Origin of the sequence: Cognatundibacterium oligocarboniphilum, from assembly GCF_013377855.1 — a bacterium.
Taxonomy (GTDB): Bacteria; Pseudomonadota; Gammaproteobacteria; order Burkholderiales; family Burkholderiaceae_D; genus Undibacterium; species Undibacterium oligocarboniphilum.
Genome location: NZ_JABXYJ010000014.1, coordinates 34880 through 49632, shown reverse-complemented (window position 1 = coordinate 49632; position 14753 = coordinate 34880). Strand labels below are relative to the sequence as shown.

At 45.8% G+C, this 14753-nt stretch carries 20 protein-coding genes; 13 read left to right on the top strand and 7 right to left on the bottom strand.

Annotated elements, in window-relative coordinates:
- The first annotated feature begins 45 nt into the window (after positions 1-45).
- Both HV832_RS16515 and HV832_RS16510 read left to right on the top strand, forming a co-directional pair.
- The gene (locus tag HV832_RS16515; RefSeq protein ID WP_176805099.1) at positions 46-381 is read left to right on the top strand and encodes a hypothetical protein; all 336 of its coding nucleotides are present in this window, start codon (positions 46-48) and stop codon (positions 379-381) included.
- Between the two features lie 33 nt (positions 382-414).
- Positions 415-753: a hypothetical protein gene (locus tag HV832_RS16510; RefSeq protein ID WP_176805097.1), complete on the top strand. Its 339-nt coding sequence runs from the start codon at positions 415-417 to the stop codon at positions 751-753.
- 358 nt (positions 754-1111) lie between these two features.
- On the opposite strand, the gene HV832_RS16505 is transcribed toward HV832_RS16510, so the two are convergent.
- From HV832_RS16505 to HV832_RS16475, 7 genes are all read right to left on the bottom strand, one after another.
- Positions 1112-1621, bottom strand: coding sequence for a hypothetical protein (locus HV832_RS16505; protein ID WP_176805095.1), 510 nt, complete (start codon positions 1619-1621; stop codon positions 1112-1114).
- A 97-nt stretch (positions 1622-1718) separates the two neighbouring features.
- On the bottom strand, positions 1719-2324 hold the full coding sequence (locus HV832_RS16500) for a hypothetical protein (RefSeq protein ID WP_176805094.1): 606 nt from the start codon (positions 2322-2324) through the stop codon (positions 1719-1721).
- A gap of 45 nt (positions 2325-2369) precedes the next feature.
- On the bottom strand, positions 2370-2651 hold the full coding sequence (locus tag HV832_RS16495; protein WP_223827372.1) for a hypothetical protein: 282 nt from the start codon (positions 2649-2651) through the stop codon (positions 2370-2372).
- Positions 2652-2694: 43 nt separating this feature from the next.
- Complete coding sequence (locus tag HV832_RS16490) at positions 2695-3552, bottom strand: DNA/RNA non-specific endonuclease (protein ID WP_176805090.1); 858 nt, start codon at positions 3550-3552, stop codon at positions 2695-2697.
- A 75-nt stretch (positions 3553-3627) separates the two neighbouring features.
- A complete protein-coding gene (locus HV832_RS16485) occupies positions 3628-4827 on the bottom strand; it encodes a DUF1173 family protein (RefSeq protein WP_176805088.1) in 1200 nt (399 codons plus the stop codon).
- A gap of 91 nt (positions 4828-4918) precedes the next feature.
- Positions 4919-5554, bottom strand: coding sequence for a hypothetical protein (locus tag HV832_RS16480; RefSeq protein ID WP_176805087.1), 636 nt, complete (start codon positions 5552-5554; stop codon positions 4919-4921).
- Positions 5551-5997 (bottom strand): adenine nucleotide alpha hydrolase family protein, encoded by a 447-nt coding sequence (locus HV832_RS16475; protein ID WP_176805085.1) that lies wholly within the window; start codon positions 5995-5997, stop codon positions 5551-5553. Before HV832_RS16475 ends, HV832_RS16480 begins: the two co-directional genes overlap by 4 nt.
- 86 nt (positions 5998-6083) lie before the next feature.
- Here HV832_RS16475 and HV832_RS16470 point away from each other — a divergent pair, with 86 nt between their 5' ends.
- The 11 genes from HV832_RS16470 (at position 6084) to HV832_RS16420 (ending at position 14582) form a co-directional block, all read left to right on the top strand.
- Positions 6084-8063 (top strand): PRTRC system ParB family protein, encoded by a 1980-nt coding sequence (locus HV832_RS16470; RefSeq protein WP_176805083.1) that lies wholly within the window; start codon positions 6084-6086, stop codon positions 8061-8063.
- A 92-nt stretch (positions 8064-8155) separates the two neighbouring features.
- Complete coding sequence (locus tag HV832_RS16465) at positions 8156-8611, top strand: PRTRC system protein E (protein WP_176805081.1); 456 nt, start codon at positions 8156-8158, stop codon at positions 8609-8611.
- Positions 8612-8623: 12 nt separating this feature from the next.
- A complete protein-coding gene (locus HV832_RS16460) occupies positions 8624-8833 on the top strand; it encodes a PRTRC system protein C (RefSeq protein ID WP_176805079.1) in 210 nt (69 codons plus the stop codon).
- Positions 8834-8954: 121 nt separating this feature from the next.
- The gene (locus tag HV832_RS16455) at positions 8955-10037 is read left to right on the top strand and encodes a hypothetical protein (protein ID WP_176805077.1); all 1083 of its coding nucleotides are present in this window, start codon (positions 8955-8957) and stop codon (positions 10035-10037) included.
- A gap of 1 nt (position 10038) precedes the next feature.
- The gene (locus HV832_RS16450; protein ID WP_176805075.1) at positions 10039-10773 is read left to right on the top strand and encodes a PRTRC system protein B; all 735 of its coding nucleotides are present in this window, start codon (positions 10039-10041) and stop codon (positions 10771-10773) included.
- Positions 10754-11413, top strand: coding sequence for a PRTRC system protein A (locus HV832_RS16445; protein ID WP_176805073.1), 660 nt, complete (start codon positions 10754-10756; stop codon positions 11411-11413). The genes HV832_RS16450 and HV832_RS16445 overlap by 20 nt, the downstream gene beginning before the upstream one ends.
- Positions 11394-12179 (top strand): PRTRC system ThiF family protein, encoded by a 786-nt coding sequence (locus HV832_RS16440; RefSeq protein ID WP_176805072.1) that lies wholly within the window; start codon positions 11394-11396, stop codon positions 12177-12179. Before HV832_RS16445 ends, HV832_RS16440 begins: the two co-directional genes overlap by 20 nt.
- 216 nt (positions 12180-12395) lie before the next feature.
- Entirely contained in the window at positions 12396-12623 is a 228-nt protein-coding gene (locus tag HV832_RS16435) for an antitoxin of toxin-antitoxin stability system (RefSeq protein ID WP_218132068.1), read from the top strand.
- Positions 12616-12972, top strand: coding sequence for a type II toxin-antitoxin system PemK/MazF family toxin (locus HV832_RS16430; protein WP_244954629.1), 357 nt, complete (start codon positions 12616-12618; stop codon positions 12970-12972). Before HV832_RS16435 ends, HV832_RS16430 begins: the two co-directional genes overlap by 8 nt.
- 225 nt (positions 12973-13197) lie before the next feature.
- A complete protein-coding gene (locus HV832_RS16425) occupies positions 13198-13857 on the top strand; it encodes a site-specific integrase (protein ID WP_176805068.1) in 660 nt (219 codons plus the stop codon).
- Positions 13857-14582 carry a phosphoribosyltransferase gene (locus HV832_RS16420; RefSeq protein WP_176805066.1) on the top strand — a complete coding sequence of 242 codons (726 nt, stop codon included), beginning with the start codon at positions 13857-13859 and terminating at the stop codon, positions 14580-14582. The genes HV832_RS16425 and HV832_RS16420 overlap by 1 nt, the downstream gene beginning before the upstream one ends.
- The last annotated feature ends 171 nt before the right edge of the window (positions 14583-14753 follow it).

Sequence of the window (14753 nt, the reverse complement as noted above, 5' to 3'; positions counted from 1 at the left end):
CCGGGGTAGAGGCAGTAGGAATCCCCTGCCTTTAGGCAGGGGAGGATGTCAATTGCTCTTGTTTTTGCCTCTTCATCAGTTTTTGCTCAAGATAAAGTATTGTCAGTCGTTACACTGAAAACTGGTGGTGTTACTGTAGGTCTTCCGAAAACAAAAACGGAAGAAGGATTGATCTGCCAAAGTTATGTGAGTGATGTTAAGCGTGAAAGGGATGGTGCCATGACCCTTAAAGTTTCGAAATTTTGCGGAAAACCAGTGGTTTCTCAAGATTCGTTCGGTAATGAGCAAATATATCCAGCAGGTCTCTTATCAGTACAGGATGTAACAGTCGATGGCATAGTGGTTCAGATGCTTATAACGAAAAGTGACTCGATGGAATGATTTAGCGGGACAAAAATTATAAGGATTCAGAAATTGAACAAATTGCTTATCCCATTGCTTCTGTGTTTGGCTTTGTTGACCACCCAGGCCGTGGCTTGCAAGTTGACGGCCAGTGAAGTGGTGAACAACATGCAGGCGCAGTCCCTGACCACATTCAAGGTCGAGGTATCCACAGACTTTTGTATTGATGCGAGAAAATTTCAGAACTGGTCTATCGCGGATACTCAACATTGGCACACCAAAGTGACTGCACGTGATCAAAACCAGAACGCGGTTGAATACAGAATTGTGCCGCAAGTTAAAGGATGGACCACCTCAGTGATACTCATAGGGCATGATGGTAAGACCTATGAGATTTTACTCACGTCTTAATTGCAGATTGCAGAATCATCATTAGCATGACGCAAAAAACAAAATCCGAACGTTTTAAGATTTTCCTGCAACGATTGCAATTAGCCGAATCTGCCGACTCGCGTGAAGGCGCGCTGGCATTGTTGAAGCAGATTATGAATGAGGTTGAAGATGGGTATTCAGGCTATCCAATGTCAGAGTGGGATCGAAGGATGCATGTGTACGGCTGGGATCACGGCTGGGAAAATTTAGATACAGACCCTTGTTACTGGGATGATCGGATATCCAACAAACACAGAACGTGGATATTTAATGATGGGCGCATCGTGATCGAATCACTGCATGAACAACGTATCCTCATAGACAAACAAGGATTTAGTCAGTCGTCATCACTACTACAGCTACCAGAATCGAACGAACAGCTGCCACAGTCAAAATTACTTGAATCTGTGTCACAGTCTTGAAAGAAATTTCCGCCTGAACTGGTATCTGAGTCACTTTGGCTGAAATTCAAAGTGCTGCGGTTGTCGCCGTGGTCTGAATGGCTTGCCAGCATCCCGCCTAAAAAACCGCCTGAATATCCACCCAATAAGCCGCCGAGAAATCCACCACCAACATTGCCACTAATTAGTGTGCCAACAGAAAAGCCGGTCAAAAAATCATCTGACCGCGATGGCCGAGCTTCAAACTGTGACTGATTTCCAAGCACAGGGCAGGTGTACAAACCGGGCGTTGGAACAAAGTGCGTATTAAAACACTTAGGGCAGCGAACCCGGTAGTGTGGCCGGAATTCATCCTGGCAAGATTTTGCTTCTTGCAGCTGCATCTCTGCCTGATGGGATGATTTGCGTCCGTTGGATGAAAACAGATTTTTGATCCAGTTCCACATGCTCAAAATCCCTTCCTTCTAATTTCATGAATGCTGACAAAGCCCGGCTGTTATGATCGACCAGGTGCGCTGCAAACCCGGTCTTGCCAAGTAACGGTCAGATAATGGGGGTCGAAAGCAGGTCGGCAGCATCGGTATGGGACTTTTCCAAAGACTCCCAGGCTGCAAGGGTTTCTTCATGATCTGATCCGTAGCGTACATAAGAACGTTGGAACGCGCTTACGTTTTTTACCAAACTTTGCAAATGCTTTTGGTAGTGAATGTGCAAAGGGTCGGTTTTGTCACCATACAAAAGCTGTGGTTTAGCCGGTGATGCAGACGAAGTAGCTTGCCGGAGGATTTCAGTGATGGTATCGGTGATCGCATACCTGTCGGCAATATCAACCAAGTCCAGCGCCTGCTTCAATTGGCATCGGCAACTCAGATCATCCAGCACCATGAACGCCGCGAGGTTAGGGCTATTGACAGCATTCCTGCCGTCATAACTCTCGGTCTGGACATTTTCCAGCGCCTTTGCAGCAGCTTCATGAGATTGCAGACGGTCATACCGCTCGCCGGGACGAAGCTTGGCATAATACCGGTCATTCCGCAGCCACTCATACTCAGACAGCAGAGTGGCAAATTTGTTTGCCTCATCGCCTAAACCTTGAGACCGCAACTTCTCCGTCAGTTGACGCAATTTTTCGACATTGAGCGTATCCATGCGCTGTGAGCTTTCTGCTTTTATGAAATTAAATCAGTAGCCGTATCAGGCTTTACTGTTCTTGTTACCGGCCTGGTCAAATTTCCGCATTTCTTCTGCAGTGACATGAACAGTGCGCGACGTGTTAGGAATTTTAATACAGAGTTTCCCTTGATTGTCGCCGGACTTGGCCTCCCTGAACTCTGCTCCTGTCACGCTCATAACATCGTAAACCTTGCCGTTACCTAGCCATCCTGCTGCATAGAGTCGGAAATTGGCGCTGACCGGTGCCAACTTTCTCAAAGCAATCTGACCAAATGGATATTCGGAAAAAATGTCTGTACGCATGTCCATGAATTAACCTCCAAAAATTAAAATCTGCTGGCGCTGCTTATCGGAAAATGGCCTTCAAACCACGCTCCACGACCGCAGACATGTCATTGTTTGCGGCATGCCGTGAATGTGACCGGCCTCCTTTGTCATTGTGCGGAGTTGGCTCAGGCAGTCTGGCCGCTTTCATTTTGATGGATTCAGTAATGCCAGGGAAGACGTTGATGCCGATCTGACGTTCCAGATCGTGAATACTGACCACCTCATAATCCATACCCGGTGCATTTTGGACGATGTAAGCAGCGGCTTCTTTGCGATTGGGGTCATAAATCGCTTTGAAAATACGCGTCGGAATCATGATCCGGCCATTCAGCAGATGATCTCGCTGATCGAAGATTGGACCGGTGACGACAAAGAGTTTTTCATGCTGTGTTGCCAATGTCCGCGTAGCCGACTCGATGCCTTCCCACAGAATCTGATTATTGTTTGAGTCCTGGGCAATGATATTCGCCAGTGAAAACGATTCAAACTGCGCAGAGTAGGTCGAAAAGTCGCTATTGGGACTCATGTGGCCCCTGTCAATGGACAGCCTGCCAATACCCTTAAAATCCTTCAGCGTGTTGCGATCAGAAACCGGCAACCGGTCTTCCTCATGAAAACTGTCCTGTCGCTTTAATCTGCGTGCTTCCTTGACGCGATTATTAGTCAGGTATTCCGCTGTCCATAATGGGGAGCGCGTCACGCCGGAGTAGGTCAGCGCATACTGTTCAAAACAGAGAAAGGTGGTTCGGGATTGCAATTGCGCAGACAGCTGCGGTGCCTGGCCGTTATAGAATTGACTGCTGCAATCGTCGGCATACACGATAGGGGTTAGGAATACTGTCAGCACCAACAGTTTCATCATCCAATTTTTAAACATTTCATTACCTTTATACGTGGTGGGAATAGATGCAGAATCTCACGAAACGACAGGAAGTCAAATTCTGGATTCGCGTTAATTCTGAACTTCAGGAAGCGTAGGAAAGGGTGAACCATCTTCGCGAATCCAGGAAAGATAGCGTTTGCCTGATCCTTCGAAAAATTTGCCGCGCAGAGCAATATTATCCACACCATCCTGTAACAGTGAATCGAAGACTTCACAGTATGTTCTGGGGAAACCGTCAATCAAAATGAATTGGCAACGTGATTGCAAGTCATCCGGACCCTCATGAATAATGCGGACAAAGCGTCGCTCCTGGCTCACCAGAAAAGCCGCGAAAGCTAACTCAGCGATGGAGTTGCATGGGATAAGATTCTGATCGGTAATCATTCCATTTAACGACTCGCAATTCCACCACTCCTTATTGTCTGGCGCTATACGAGCAAGCATGATTTTGCTGGTCTGGCCAATGGAGTTGTCCCCCACATGCTGATGCGCGTTCAGGAACGATTCCAATTGCTCTCGCTGAACTGAAATGCGTGGAATGCCGCTGAATTCTTTCAGTGGCAGGATTTGGCGTTTTTTTTCAGGGTGAATATGGTGTAGCCTACCGATCACCAACAATTGGTGTTTTCCATTGCCGGCATGCGCCATCACAGTTTGATTATGGGCATTGATCAGTTTATCGTGGTTAGCCGCAGCGATAAGTAAATACTGGTCAAGCGTTGCGCCGGACTGATTGATGATGAAGCGCTTGGCTGCATTGAGTATTGCATAGCACGCTTGAAACCATTGAGTCGATTTTCCACGGAAAATATTCAAACTGCTTGTTCTCCATAGTGTATTGAGCAGCGTAGCATCGTCCAGCCGGTTTCGCTTTACCTCAGCGGACTTCGATTTAAATGATTTTAATTGCCCCGGGACGCTGGCTTTTGAAGGTAATTCCAAACCGGCTTCCAGATAGATTCTCTGCAGGCCTTCTTCTGTTTTTACCACGGCGGGCAGGGCGTGTTGAAGTCGATCAATTGGATTATCTCCAAAAAACAGACAATCCTGATGATGGTCAAACCCTGTTTCTGGCCACCGAGCCAGTCCATGCATCACATTCAAAGTGCCCTTGTGATAGCACTTGATAATCAGCTTCACCGGTTGTGAATGGCACATACAGAATGCTTCGCTCTTGTGATAGGCATGAGAAAGCGCGGATTGCAGAGCGTGGCTTGAACGGTCGGTGTATGTTTGATTATTTACCAGCACGCGAAAAATAGCTGACATGACAAGTAGCTCCCGGTTAGGTACTGATACCGATGAAGTATCCTGCAATCAACGGACTGCAGGCCATGCAAAAGCAATACGATATTTGTGGTCATTCTGTTTCGAACGTAAACGCCTGCTGCGCTGGGAGAATGGGGATCACTTTGCGTTCCGGGTCAGAAAAGCGTCGATCCAGTGCGTTGTCCGATGTCTGAAGTGCCGCTGCCGAGGTAATAAAACGCTCGATGGATTCAGCGCTGCGCCACACTCTGAAATCAGCATCGACCACATTATTGACTCTGGCCCACTGGTTCCAGCTGAAACTGCGGCCCAAGCCGACTGTAGTTGCGGTGGATGGAAATCGATCTGCGTTACGCACCAATTCTTCCCATGATGCGCCAAATTCAACTTCATCAAATCGGGAATGTTTGCCGGTCAGGGCAACGCGTTCCATATACAACGCCCGTTCCAACAACTCAGGTTCATGCGCTGCTATCCAGAACAATTCCCATACTTTGGATGCAGGACAAAAGAAACAGGAGGATTTGGTCGGCACCAATTCCGCACCCAGCAAATCCGTAATCGCCCGGACGCAATCGGAACGTTCCCAACCAAGCGTCTGTAAAGGATAGAAATAATCAAAATCAACATCAGATGTAGGAATTTTCTTTGATCGGCGCATATCCGCACGCCCCGCATCATAGCCAATCAGTTTAACGATCCGCTGACCGGTTTCTAGATAATTCAACCAGATTGGATGGGGAGGGCGCTTAGCAGGGCCGGACTTCGCGCCTTTAATATGTGAGTCCTGCGGACCTTGCTTCCACTTGACTGAACACGATTTTCGAATGCTAGCGCGGGCAACGTTTCATTATCAATGCAATTGCCGAACAGGTCGTCATAGCTGGTCGATTCCAGCGTAATTTTTTTGCATACTGTCACTAACGACCATCCCCAGGATGGTAAAACCTGATTCATTTTTTGTACATGCTGGTACGTGATGTTTTTTTCAGCCCCGGTATCTGCGAAGGTAATTAATTCCGGACGGATATTGGCAGCATGCAAGGCGCAAAGCATCGCGGTGCTATCCACGCCTGCACCAAAGCAAACCACCACGATGCGGCCTTCTATCGATTGTTGTAAACGCTGAATTTGTTCGTGCGTGAGGATGGAAACAGAGTTGGTATTCATGACGGACTCCAAAGGAAACATATTCCCATTCTCCGCCTGACAGAAAAAAATCAACTTTTCGCAACAAACCCACTCTGATATCGGATTTGGCAATTTTCTTAAAGTGCGGTATATTTAATCATCTTCGCGAGGCAACTCGCATCGTTTACTGGCGCAATGCCATATTTGTAGGTCAACCCATAGGGAAACATGTATCCCTATGGGGGCATAGTTTCCCTTTTTTTTTTGAGGACATTATGCTTACCGAATCTCAACCATCATTCCAAGATCCAACACAATTCCAAAGCGCAGCCGTATTGGAATCTGATAGTAGCTCAGGTAAAGATTGCCCTGATCGCAGTTACTACAAACTCGACGGGCTTGAACGTATCATTGACGCTAACTCTCTCACCACGCCTATCTGGTCGTTAGTAGTCGGTGATAATCCTCGTCAGTATTTTGATCCCCAAAATATGGACGAACTGAAAGCCGGCATTGCTGCACAGGGTTTGCTTCAGCCTATCCTGATTCGCGTCAATGAAAACAATTTATTAGAGATTGTCGCTGGCGAACGTCGTTATCGAGCATGTCTGGAACTCTTCGGTGACGACTATGAAATGCCGATCCGCTTTGCAGTCATGAGTAAGCAGGAAGCGGAAGCTGCTGCGATCATGGAAAACCATCACCGTGACAATGTATCCCCAACGGAGGAAGCCACGCATGCGGCTAAAGTCCTGGCGGAATTTCAGGGAAACAGAGAAGCGACAGCCAAGTTTTTAGGTTGGTCGCCGGCGACATTGAATAATCGTCTGGCGCTGATGAATCTGACTCAAGCAGTACGAACTGCCGTCAACACCAAGCAAATTACCGTATCAATCGGTGAATTACTGGCCACGCTGAATAAAGAGCGGCAAGAAAAGGCGCTGGCAACCATTCTGGAGAAAAAACTCACCGCGGTTCAGGTGAAGGCTTTCATCCAAAGCCAGGCAAAGGAGTTGGCAACGTGCATTTTCGATAAAACCGAATGTAATACCTGCCAATTTAACTCAGACCTGCAGCAAGGCCTGTTCGCAGAAACCATCAAGTCAGGTGTTTGCAGTAACAGTCCGTGTTTCGACAAGAAAACTGACGAAAAGCTGGAAGAATCCAAGTTATCGCTCCAGGACGAATTTCCGCTCGTGAAGTTCATCAATGTGGGTGATAACCATACCGTGATTCGTATTGTTCCTGACGGTACCAATGGCGTCGGGCAGGAACAGGCAGAGTCGTGTAAAGCATGCGCCAATTACGGCGGGGCAGTATCAAAATTGCCGGATTCGCTCGGTAAGATTTTTACTAACCAATGCTTTGATGTGAAGTGCCATAAAGAAAAGGTGGATACATTCAAAAAAATGTCTTCGCCAAATCAGGGTGCCAGCGCATCGAAACCCACTCCAGCTTCAGGTACCACTGCCAAATCCGATGCCAAAGCAAAGGATAAAGCCGTGTCCACTGAAACTAAAGCGGTGGTCACGTCAATTATTGAAACCACACGGGTAGTCGAATATCGTGTTGATGTCTGGCGAAATGCGCTGCGTGCCGTTCTGATGACGTCGCCGGAAAAGTGCTTGTCACTGTTGTTTGCGTTAGCAGCCACAGGAAACATTCACCATCTGTCGAGTTCGTCAATCAAAGACGCAATCATTAAATTGTCTGCCTCTGACAGCACTGAGGAAAGAACCAAGGAATCCTCATTTGATGTGTCCGCTCTGGCGACTAAAACCGACGCACTGAGCAACGAGAATCGTGAAAAACTTCTCAGCGGTTTGACGCGCTCTGCAGTAAAAGGCGTTGAGGTGCATGTTTTGAAATCCATGTTGAAATATGCCAATGTCAATCTGGCCGATCACTGGGTAATCAATGCTGACTTCCTGAACTTGCTGACCAAATCGGAAATGGAAGTTCTGGCTAAAGAGATTGGATTGATTTCATATCTCGACAGCAAATACGCTGCCATGAAGCAGAAAAAAAAACCCGAATTGATTACTGATCTGCTCGGTTGTGGTTTCGATTTCAAAGCCATCGTTCCTAAAGTCATGCGATTCTGATTGAACAGATTTGCAGTCTCCAACATGCCGTGAGGCTCCGTAGATTACGGAGCTTTTTTTCGGCCAAATCAATCTACTTCTTGAAAGAAAATATGAACCAATTTTTCTCAGAATTAATGCCGGTCATCCAGCAATGCAAAACCTTTTTGATCAGCATTACGGTCAACAGCGACGGTAGCCGATTGAATGTCATCACGACACCTGTGTTGAATCATTCTGATGCCAGTACGGTAGTCACTCCCATGCAACTGGTGGGTACACCGGAAGAACTGGATGCCGAGTTTATTACAGCCATCCAGGGTCAGACTCCAGAATTTGCTTCGATCAATGAAATGCTGATTCAGAACAAAGAAAATCTGGAAAAGCTGAAAACAAAGATCGCCAGCAAGAACAAATCGAAACCGGTCAGTGCTCCAAAGCAGGCCAGTGAAGACGATGATGATGATGAAGATTCAGATTCTGATGATGAAAACCAATCAGAAAATGAAAATCCACCAAAGGCATCCCCTGCATCTCGCGATCAGGAAACCATGATCGATTTATTTTAAAAGGATCACAACATGGCACTCGAAATTGCAAATGTGATCCGTTTCTTTGTCTATAACGGCACAAAACTACCTGATATCAATCCAACTTTTTCGGTTTCAAAAATCGCTGAACTCTACTCTGCAGCATATCCGGAATTAACCAACGCCCTGATTGAAGGGCCGGTCATGAAGGATGGCGAAGCCATATTTACCTTTTCCAAAGCCGCTGGCGGGAAAGGCTAATCATGAGTGCTGAAATAGATGCTTGGTTATTTGAAGCTCTACATTCAGCGAAAGTAAAGGGACTCACAAGAGTCTCTTTACTTCCTGAGTTCAATGAAAAACAAGCCAAGGACTTGAAACTATGTATGCAAACTTTGATGAACTTGGAATTCCACAAGTCAGAAAATCTGTTAAATCTTCCAAACGCAGGACTTCCCCCTCCGTTCTGAACGGTCTCCCTCTCATCGATGAGAATGTTCCGTTTCAATATATTTCACCACCTTCTCCTGTGTTGATCAAATCGATTTATCAGGCAGCGCAATACGGCCTGATAAACGAAACCGATCGCCAGCAACAAATGCCACTGCAAGAGATTTTCAAGAATGCATGCCTGCGCCGCTTCACGCAATTGCTAGGTCAAACGCATTGTATCGATATCGATATCGAACTCATTACCAGCGAAAGTAATTATCTGGGGGATTTATACGAAGCCATGCCAGAAGAAACGGAATGGATGGTTTTGCGAATTCATAATGCAGCGCAATTCCACATTGCCTGTATCGGTGGTGCAATCGCTAAACTCAATCTGATTCATCCGGATTTGGGCGAGACGATGTATGCCATTCTGGAAAATGTGAACGACCATTATTTTCCGATTCATACGATTGCGGAATTGGTGAATCGCTTTTCTTGGGAATTACGATATACAGAAGATTCCCTCGAATTTGAGTATATGGATGACGATGAAGACTCGGATACCACCATCTTAAATCAACACGAACTACTGACTTATCTTAGTCAACTACCCTTCGACTGGGTGGGTAATGCAAAACAAAAGCTCACGCTTGAACAGCTTCAGCAACTGCATTCCTCAACCCAATCTGTTGAATGCCAGTCCGTGATCAGCGCTGCACTTGACCTGGTAAGAATGAATCAGACAACAGCCAAATTTCCAGTTGTCGGATATTGCCCAGTTCACCCATTACTGATTCTCTCAGTAGATTCGGATGTCGAAACTGATCCGGTCATCCAGATGCAAGATGATGTGATTGAAATCGCAAACGAGTGTGAAGATAACTTCAGTCATTACCAATATCAACAGCAGATTGATGTCAGTTCTGCAGAGGCATTTGGTGAAACTTTTCACCAATTTGAACAATACTTACAGCGTATTTCCATTGTGGATCGGTTGATCTTTGCATTGGAAGCTCTTGAGGAAAACTAATATGGAATTTTCGATTAACACAAACTCGGAATCGCATTCTTTGAAACATGCAATCCTGATTTATCAGAGTGACCACCACAATGGAACGCATTATCTGACCAAAAACGAGGTCACCGAAATCAATGGTAAGTCGGTGATTGGCGCAGGAACCATGTTGACAGCTGATGCTTTGAAACAAGTAGCAAACAGTTTAAAAACACGCCAGAAAAAGCAAGAAAATCTGGCATTTCTCGATACCAGCGTGATCGCCAAAAGCGACAAAACCATCATTTGGTGGGTGCCGGCCGGTAAGCAAAAAATCTTTTTCAATACCAAAACAGAGGGATTGGAAAAAGTTGCTGCTGTTGTAGATCAACCGGCGTTGGTGTTCTTTTATTCAAAAAAGACCTGGAAAGTTTTTGCTTTGGCGAGTAACAAACGCCCTAATGAAAATACGCCCTTGTTGGTAAGTCCGTATCTGAACGTCAATGATCAGCATTCCATTTGCATAGGAAGCACAGTCATGCCGAAAGGTCTGGACCATCAATTGCTGACGCAGGCCTTTTTTGCATCGGCGTTCACGCATTCAAACTATCGTTCCCGGCCTATCAAATATGACGGAGACAGAGAGCAGCTTTGGATCGATTTGATCAATGGAAAGCTCACACAGTTTCCGCGCAAATGCCTGCCTAAGTGCAGGCTGACCGTGGGTGACTTAATTGCAGAAGGGAGTCGTCGTGAATCTATCTCCTATTGATGCACAGCTGCAAGGTCAGTTTCCAACAGTGATGGTACCTATTTACTCCACATTGGACGGACTCGACAGGAACGGCCATCGATTTCTGATGGCCAAAAACGGTTTATGGATGGAAGTAAAACGATCGTATCTCCATGCGGTCATTCCAGTTATCAACCAAATTCCCTGCGTTGTGCCTTATGGTCAAGTGGAAAAATCATTATCGATCCTCCCGATCGCCAGCCAACTCATCCGTGAATTCAAAAATTATGCTGCTACGGTTTTACCGTTTGAATGTGCAGGACGGATATTGCTGCATAAACCAACGGGCACTATGCGCCTTGAAATCTTGAAGGCAACATCAGTTAGCCCAAGTCACGTGGAATACCAAATACCAACTCTGTCAGTCGATGAGGAAATGGTATTGGACATTCACTCGCATGGAAACTTCAATGCCTTCTTTTCATCGCGCGACGATGAAGATGATCGGTCTGAAGTCAAGATTGCAGGGGTGATTGGAAATCCAGCGCGCAACGAGCGCTGGGAGGCCTGTTTCCGTCTGTGTCTGAATGGATTGTTTTTTCCATTGAAAGTCAATGTTGAAAATGATCACTACCTATTTTCTTTTGGAGAAGTCGTAAATGAAACACCACATTCATAGTGATTTACTGACTGATAAAGTCAATGTATTAGTGGTTGGTGCCGGAGGGACGGGTTCTCAAATCCTTTCTGTGCTGGCCAGACAACATCATGCGATGCTCGCATTTGGTCATCCTCATGGATTGGATGTCATGTTGTGGGATGACGACACGGTATCTGAAACCAATTTGTTTCGACAAGCCTTTTATCCTTGTGATGTGGGAAGTTATAAATCCCACGTGGTAATCAACCGGATCAATCTGGGCTTTGGAACGCAGTGGAAGTCGGAAGTGAAGCGGCTGTCTGAAAATGACAAACTCTCAAATTTCGACATTATTATCGGCTGCGTTGATAATCGGGCAGGCAGACAGGCAATACTTAAAGCCTGGAATAAAGGGCAATCCTACAGCAATAGTTATTGGCTGGATTGTGGTAATCGCTTATCTGATGGGCAGATCGTGCTGGGTGAATTGCCCGGTACCAGAGCCAAACAAGAACGCGACATTCTGCCCCATGTGGGTAACCTCTATCCGGAGCTGCTTGATCCGTTTTTGGATGAAACCGATGTCATGCCAAGTTGTAGTGTGGCAGAAGCACTGGAGAAACAGTCATTATTTGTCAATTCGGCGATGGCCATGTATGCAGGCAATATTCTCAATGAATTGTTCAGACATGGGGCTATTGATATACATGGCTATTTTGTGAACTTGAAAACTGGCCGTTCCAGTCCGTTAGAAGTCGATCCGGTAGCATGGGAGCGTATGGGCTACCGCCGGCAGGTAGTGTAATAGTATTCTGTTCAGAGCAACGCCTGAATATTTTAAAAAAAACGCCCCTAACCGAGGCAATCAATTAACCCAGAGGGTACGCATCCCCGCTGGGGATGCTCTCGCTTCATTAAGTAGGTCTTTATGGTCAATAAAATAAATAACAAAATTGTAGTGCATAAATGTAAGACATTTTGTGCTACTATTAATTCCATTCTCACTGCACTTGGAATTATCATGTCTACAACACTATCGTTTCGTACAACCAGTGAATTTGTCGAACAAACACAATCGTTCGCGGGTATGGTCGGATTAAAAAGTTCTGACTATGTTCGCGAAGCTGTTCGTGAAAAAAACGAAAGGGTTATGGCGGATCGTTTGGCCAATCTGTCACGTAAACTTTCAGGCAAACATCAGTCATTCAATGAATCTATGGATGATTCGATAGGAGATGGAATTGCATAATTTTAAACGCGGACAAATCTGGGAGGTTGATTTTACCCCTCAGACACATAAGGAAGAGCCAGGCAAGCGACAACGCCCAGCTCTGATTATTCAAACCGACAAGCTCAATGATGCCGGACATAGCACAACCATCGTCATTCCTAGAACATCTGATGTCGAAAATGCAGATTATTTTCCTCTTCGGGTTGCGCTTGGAAAATTGCCTGGGTTGACCTATTCGACAGATTTACTGATTGATCAAGTCCGGACAATATCAAACAAACGTTTCATTGGAGAGCAACCCATTGCAACGTTGACTATAAATCATATGCGTCGAATTGAGGATGCATTGAAAATTTTGACGTCGTAATTCATTGATCTACAAAACCACCTCACCTCACGGCAAGGTGGTTTTTTTTTCGTCTATTGGTTTTGGATTTGATGGCGACACTGTTCCGAATTGCAAAATGGTTTTCCTAGTTTTCCACTTTTCGCGTGCTTTTCCGAGGACTCAAGCCAGTGCTTGATAATCGAGCATTTCAGAGTTAATATTTGTCTGTTAACTCTGAATAAATACGATTTAGGATGTAAATTAATGGCAAAAGCTCCATTTATTGAAGACGCGAAGCTGAAACATTTACTGAAAGTCGCAAGCGTTTCTGGCGGTCTTCCAGTGCGCAATATTGCTCTGTTGTACGTGATCTACGGAACCGGCCAAATGCTGACAGAAGTTGCGCGTTTCCCCCTGTCTGCATATTTGAATGCTGACGGCACGATCAAAACAACCTCCGAAGTTTCAGCAGAAGTGGCATATAACGGGAAAGCAAGGCCGCTTTATTGGTCAAGTCCTCGCGTTACAACAGCTATCGACAACTACCTGACATACAGGATTGCCGCGAAACATGGCGTAACAACTCGATTTGCGGCCTATCGCGGCCTCGATCCCGATTCCCCATTGTTTCGAACTGATGAAGGTGAACCGTACCGCTTGACGAAGCGCAAAACAACGACTGGTGCGATCAGCTATTCGTGCGATTCATTAAGTCAGCTTTTCAGAAAGCTTCACTTGCAATCAGGGATAGAAGGGGCAAGTGCAATGTCAGGTCGTAGGACGTTTGCGATCAGGCTGCATCAGAAAGGCTATGACCTCCGGCACATCAATGAGCTTCTTGGGCATGAGACGTTGACAGCGACCAAGAACTTGATTGATGCTGATCCGGTGCGGCTGGGTGCATTGGTTGCTGGAGTTATCTAATGGTCAAACCGTTCAGATTCCCATGGAACGAGTTTCCAGATGTTTTGATTCACGCGGAAGAGTTATTTGTAAAGAAACACCCCTCCTATATGGCAGCTAAATCTGGTGATGTGGATGCTGCGTCAGAGCTGGTGTTAGCAAGTGTAAACGAAGACGTTCTCTATCAATTACAAGATCAATTTGATGAGGCAGAGCCGCCAACATTAATCAGTGTTCACGCCGAAGAAGCTGTTGGAGTAAATGCGATACCTGAAATAATGGCTGACTTTCTGTCCTATATTTTGCAGTGGCGAATTGAGCGATTTGTTATACAAGCCAATGTTGTAAATCACACCGGAGCGAATGGGTTTTCTCGCATGGCAAAACAGGCTGTCTTTGAGGGTGAGATTGCGCCAGGCAAAAAATATGTGATTGTTGATGATTTTATTGGGCAAGGTGGAACGATTGAAAACCTGCGCGGGCATATATTGGCAGGCGGTGGTGAGGTAATCGGTTCTACGGTGCTTACAGGGAAAAGTTATTCAGCAATATTAAGTCAGCAAAATAAACAGTTATTGGAATTGAGGGAACGTCATGGACAAATTGAAGACTGGTGGAAAGAGCACTTCGGCTTCGGATTCGACTGCCTTACAGAATCGGAAACAAGGTATCTTATTAAGACTCCAACAAGCGAAAAAATCAGGGGAAGTATCCAAGAATACTTTGAGCAAAACAACCAGGTCTAGCAGCCATTTAATTGTTTCTGTTGGGACTGGCGACACGCTGCGAGGCAAGGCCAGAATGCTGACAAAAATTGAGTTAGACGGACTTAGAAAATCTAAAAAGATAATCGCCAAACGAGCAATAGCAATCATAAAAAAACGTTCAGTGTGATTATTTCGCATGCGAAAACGTGA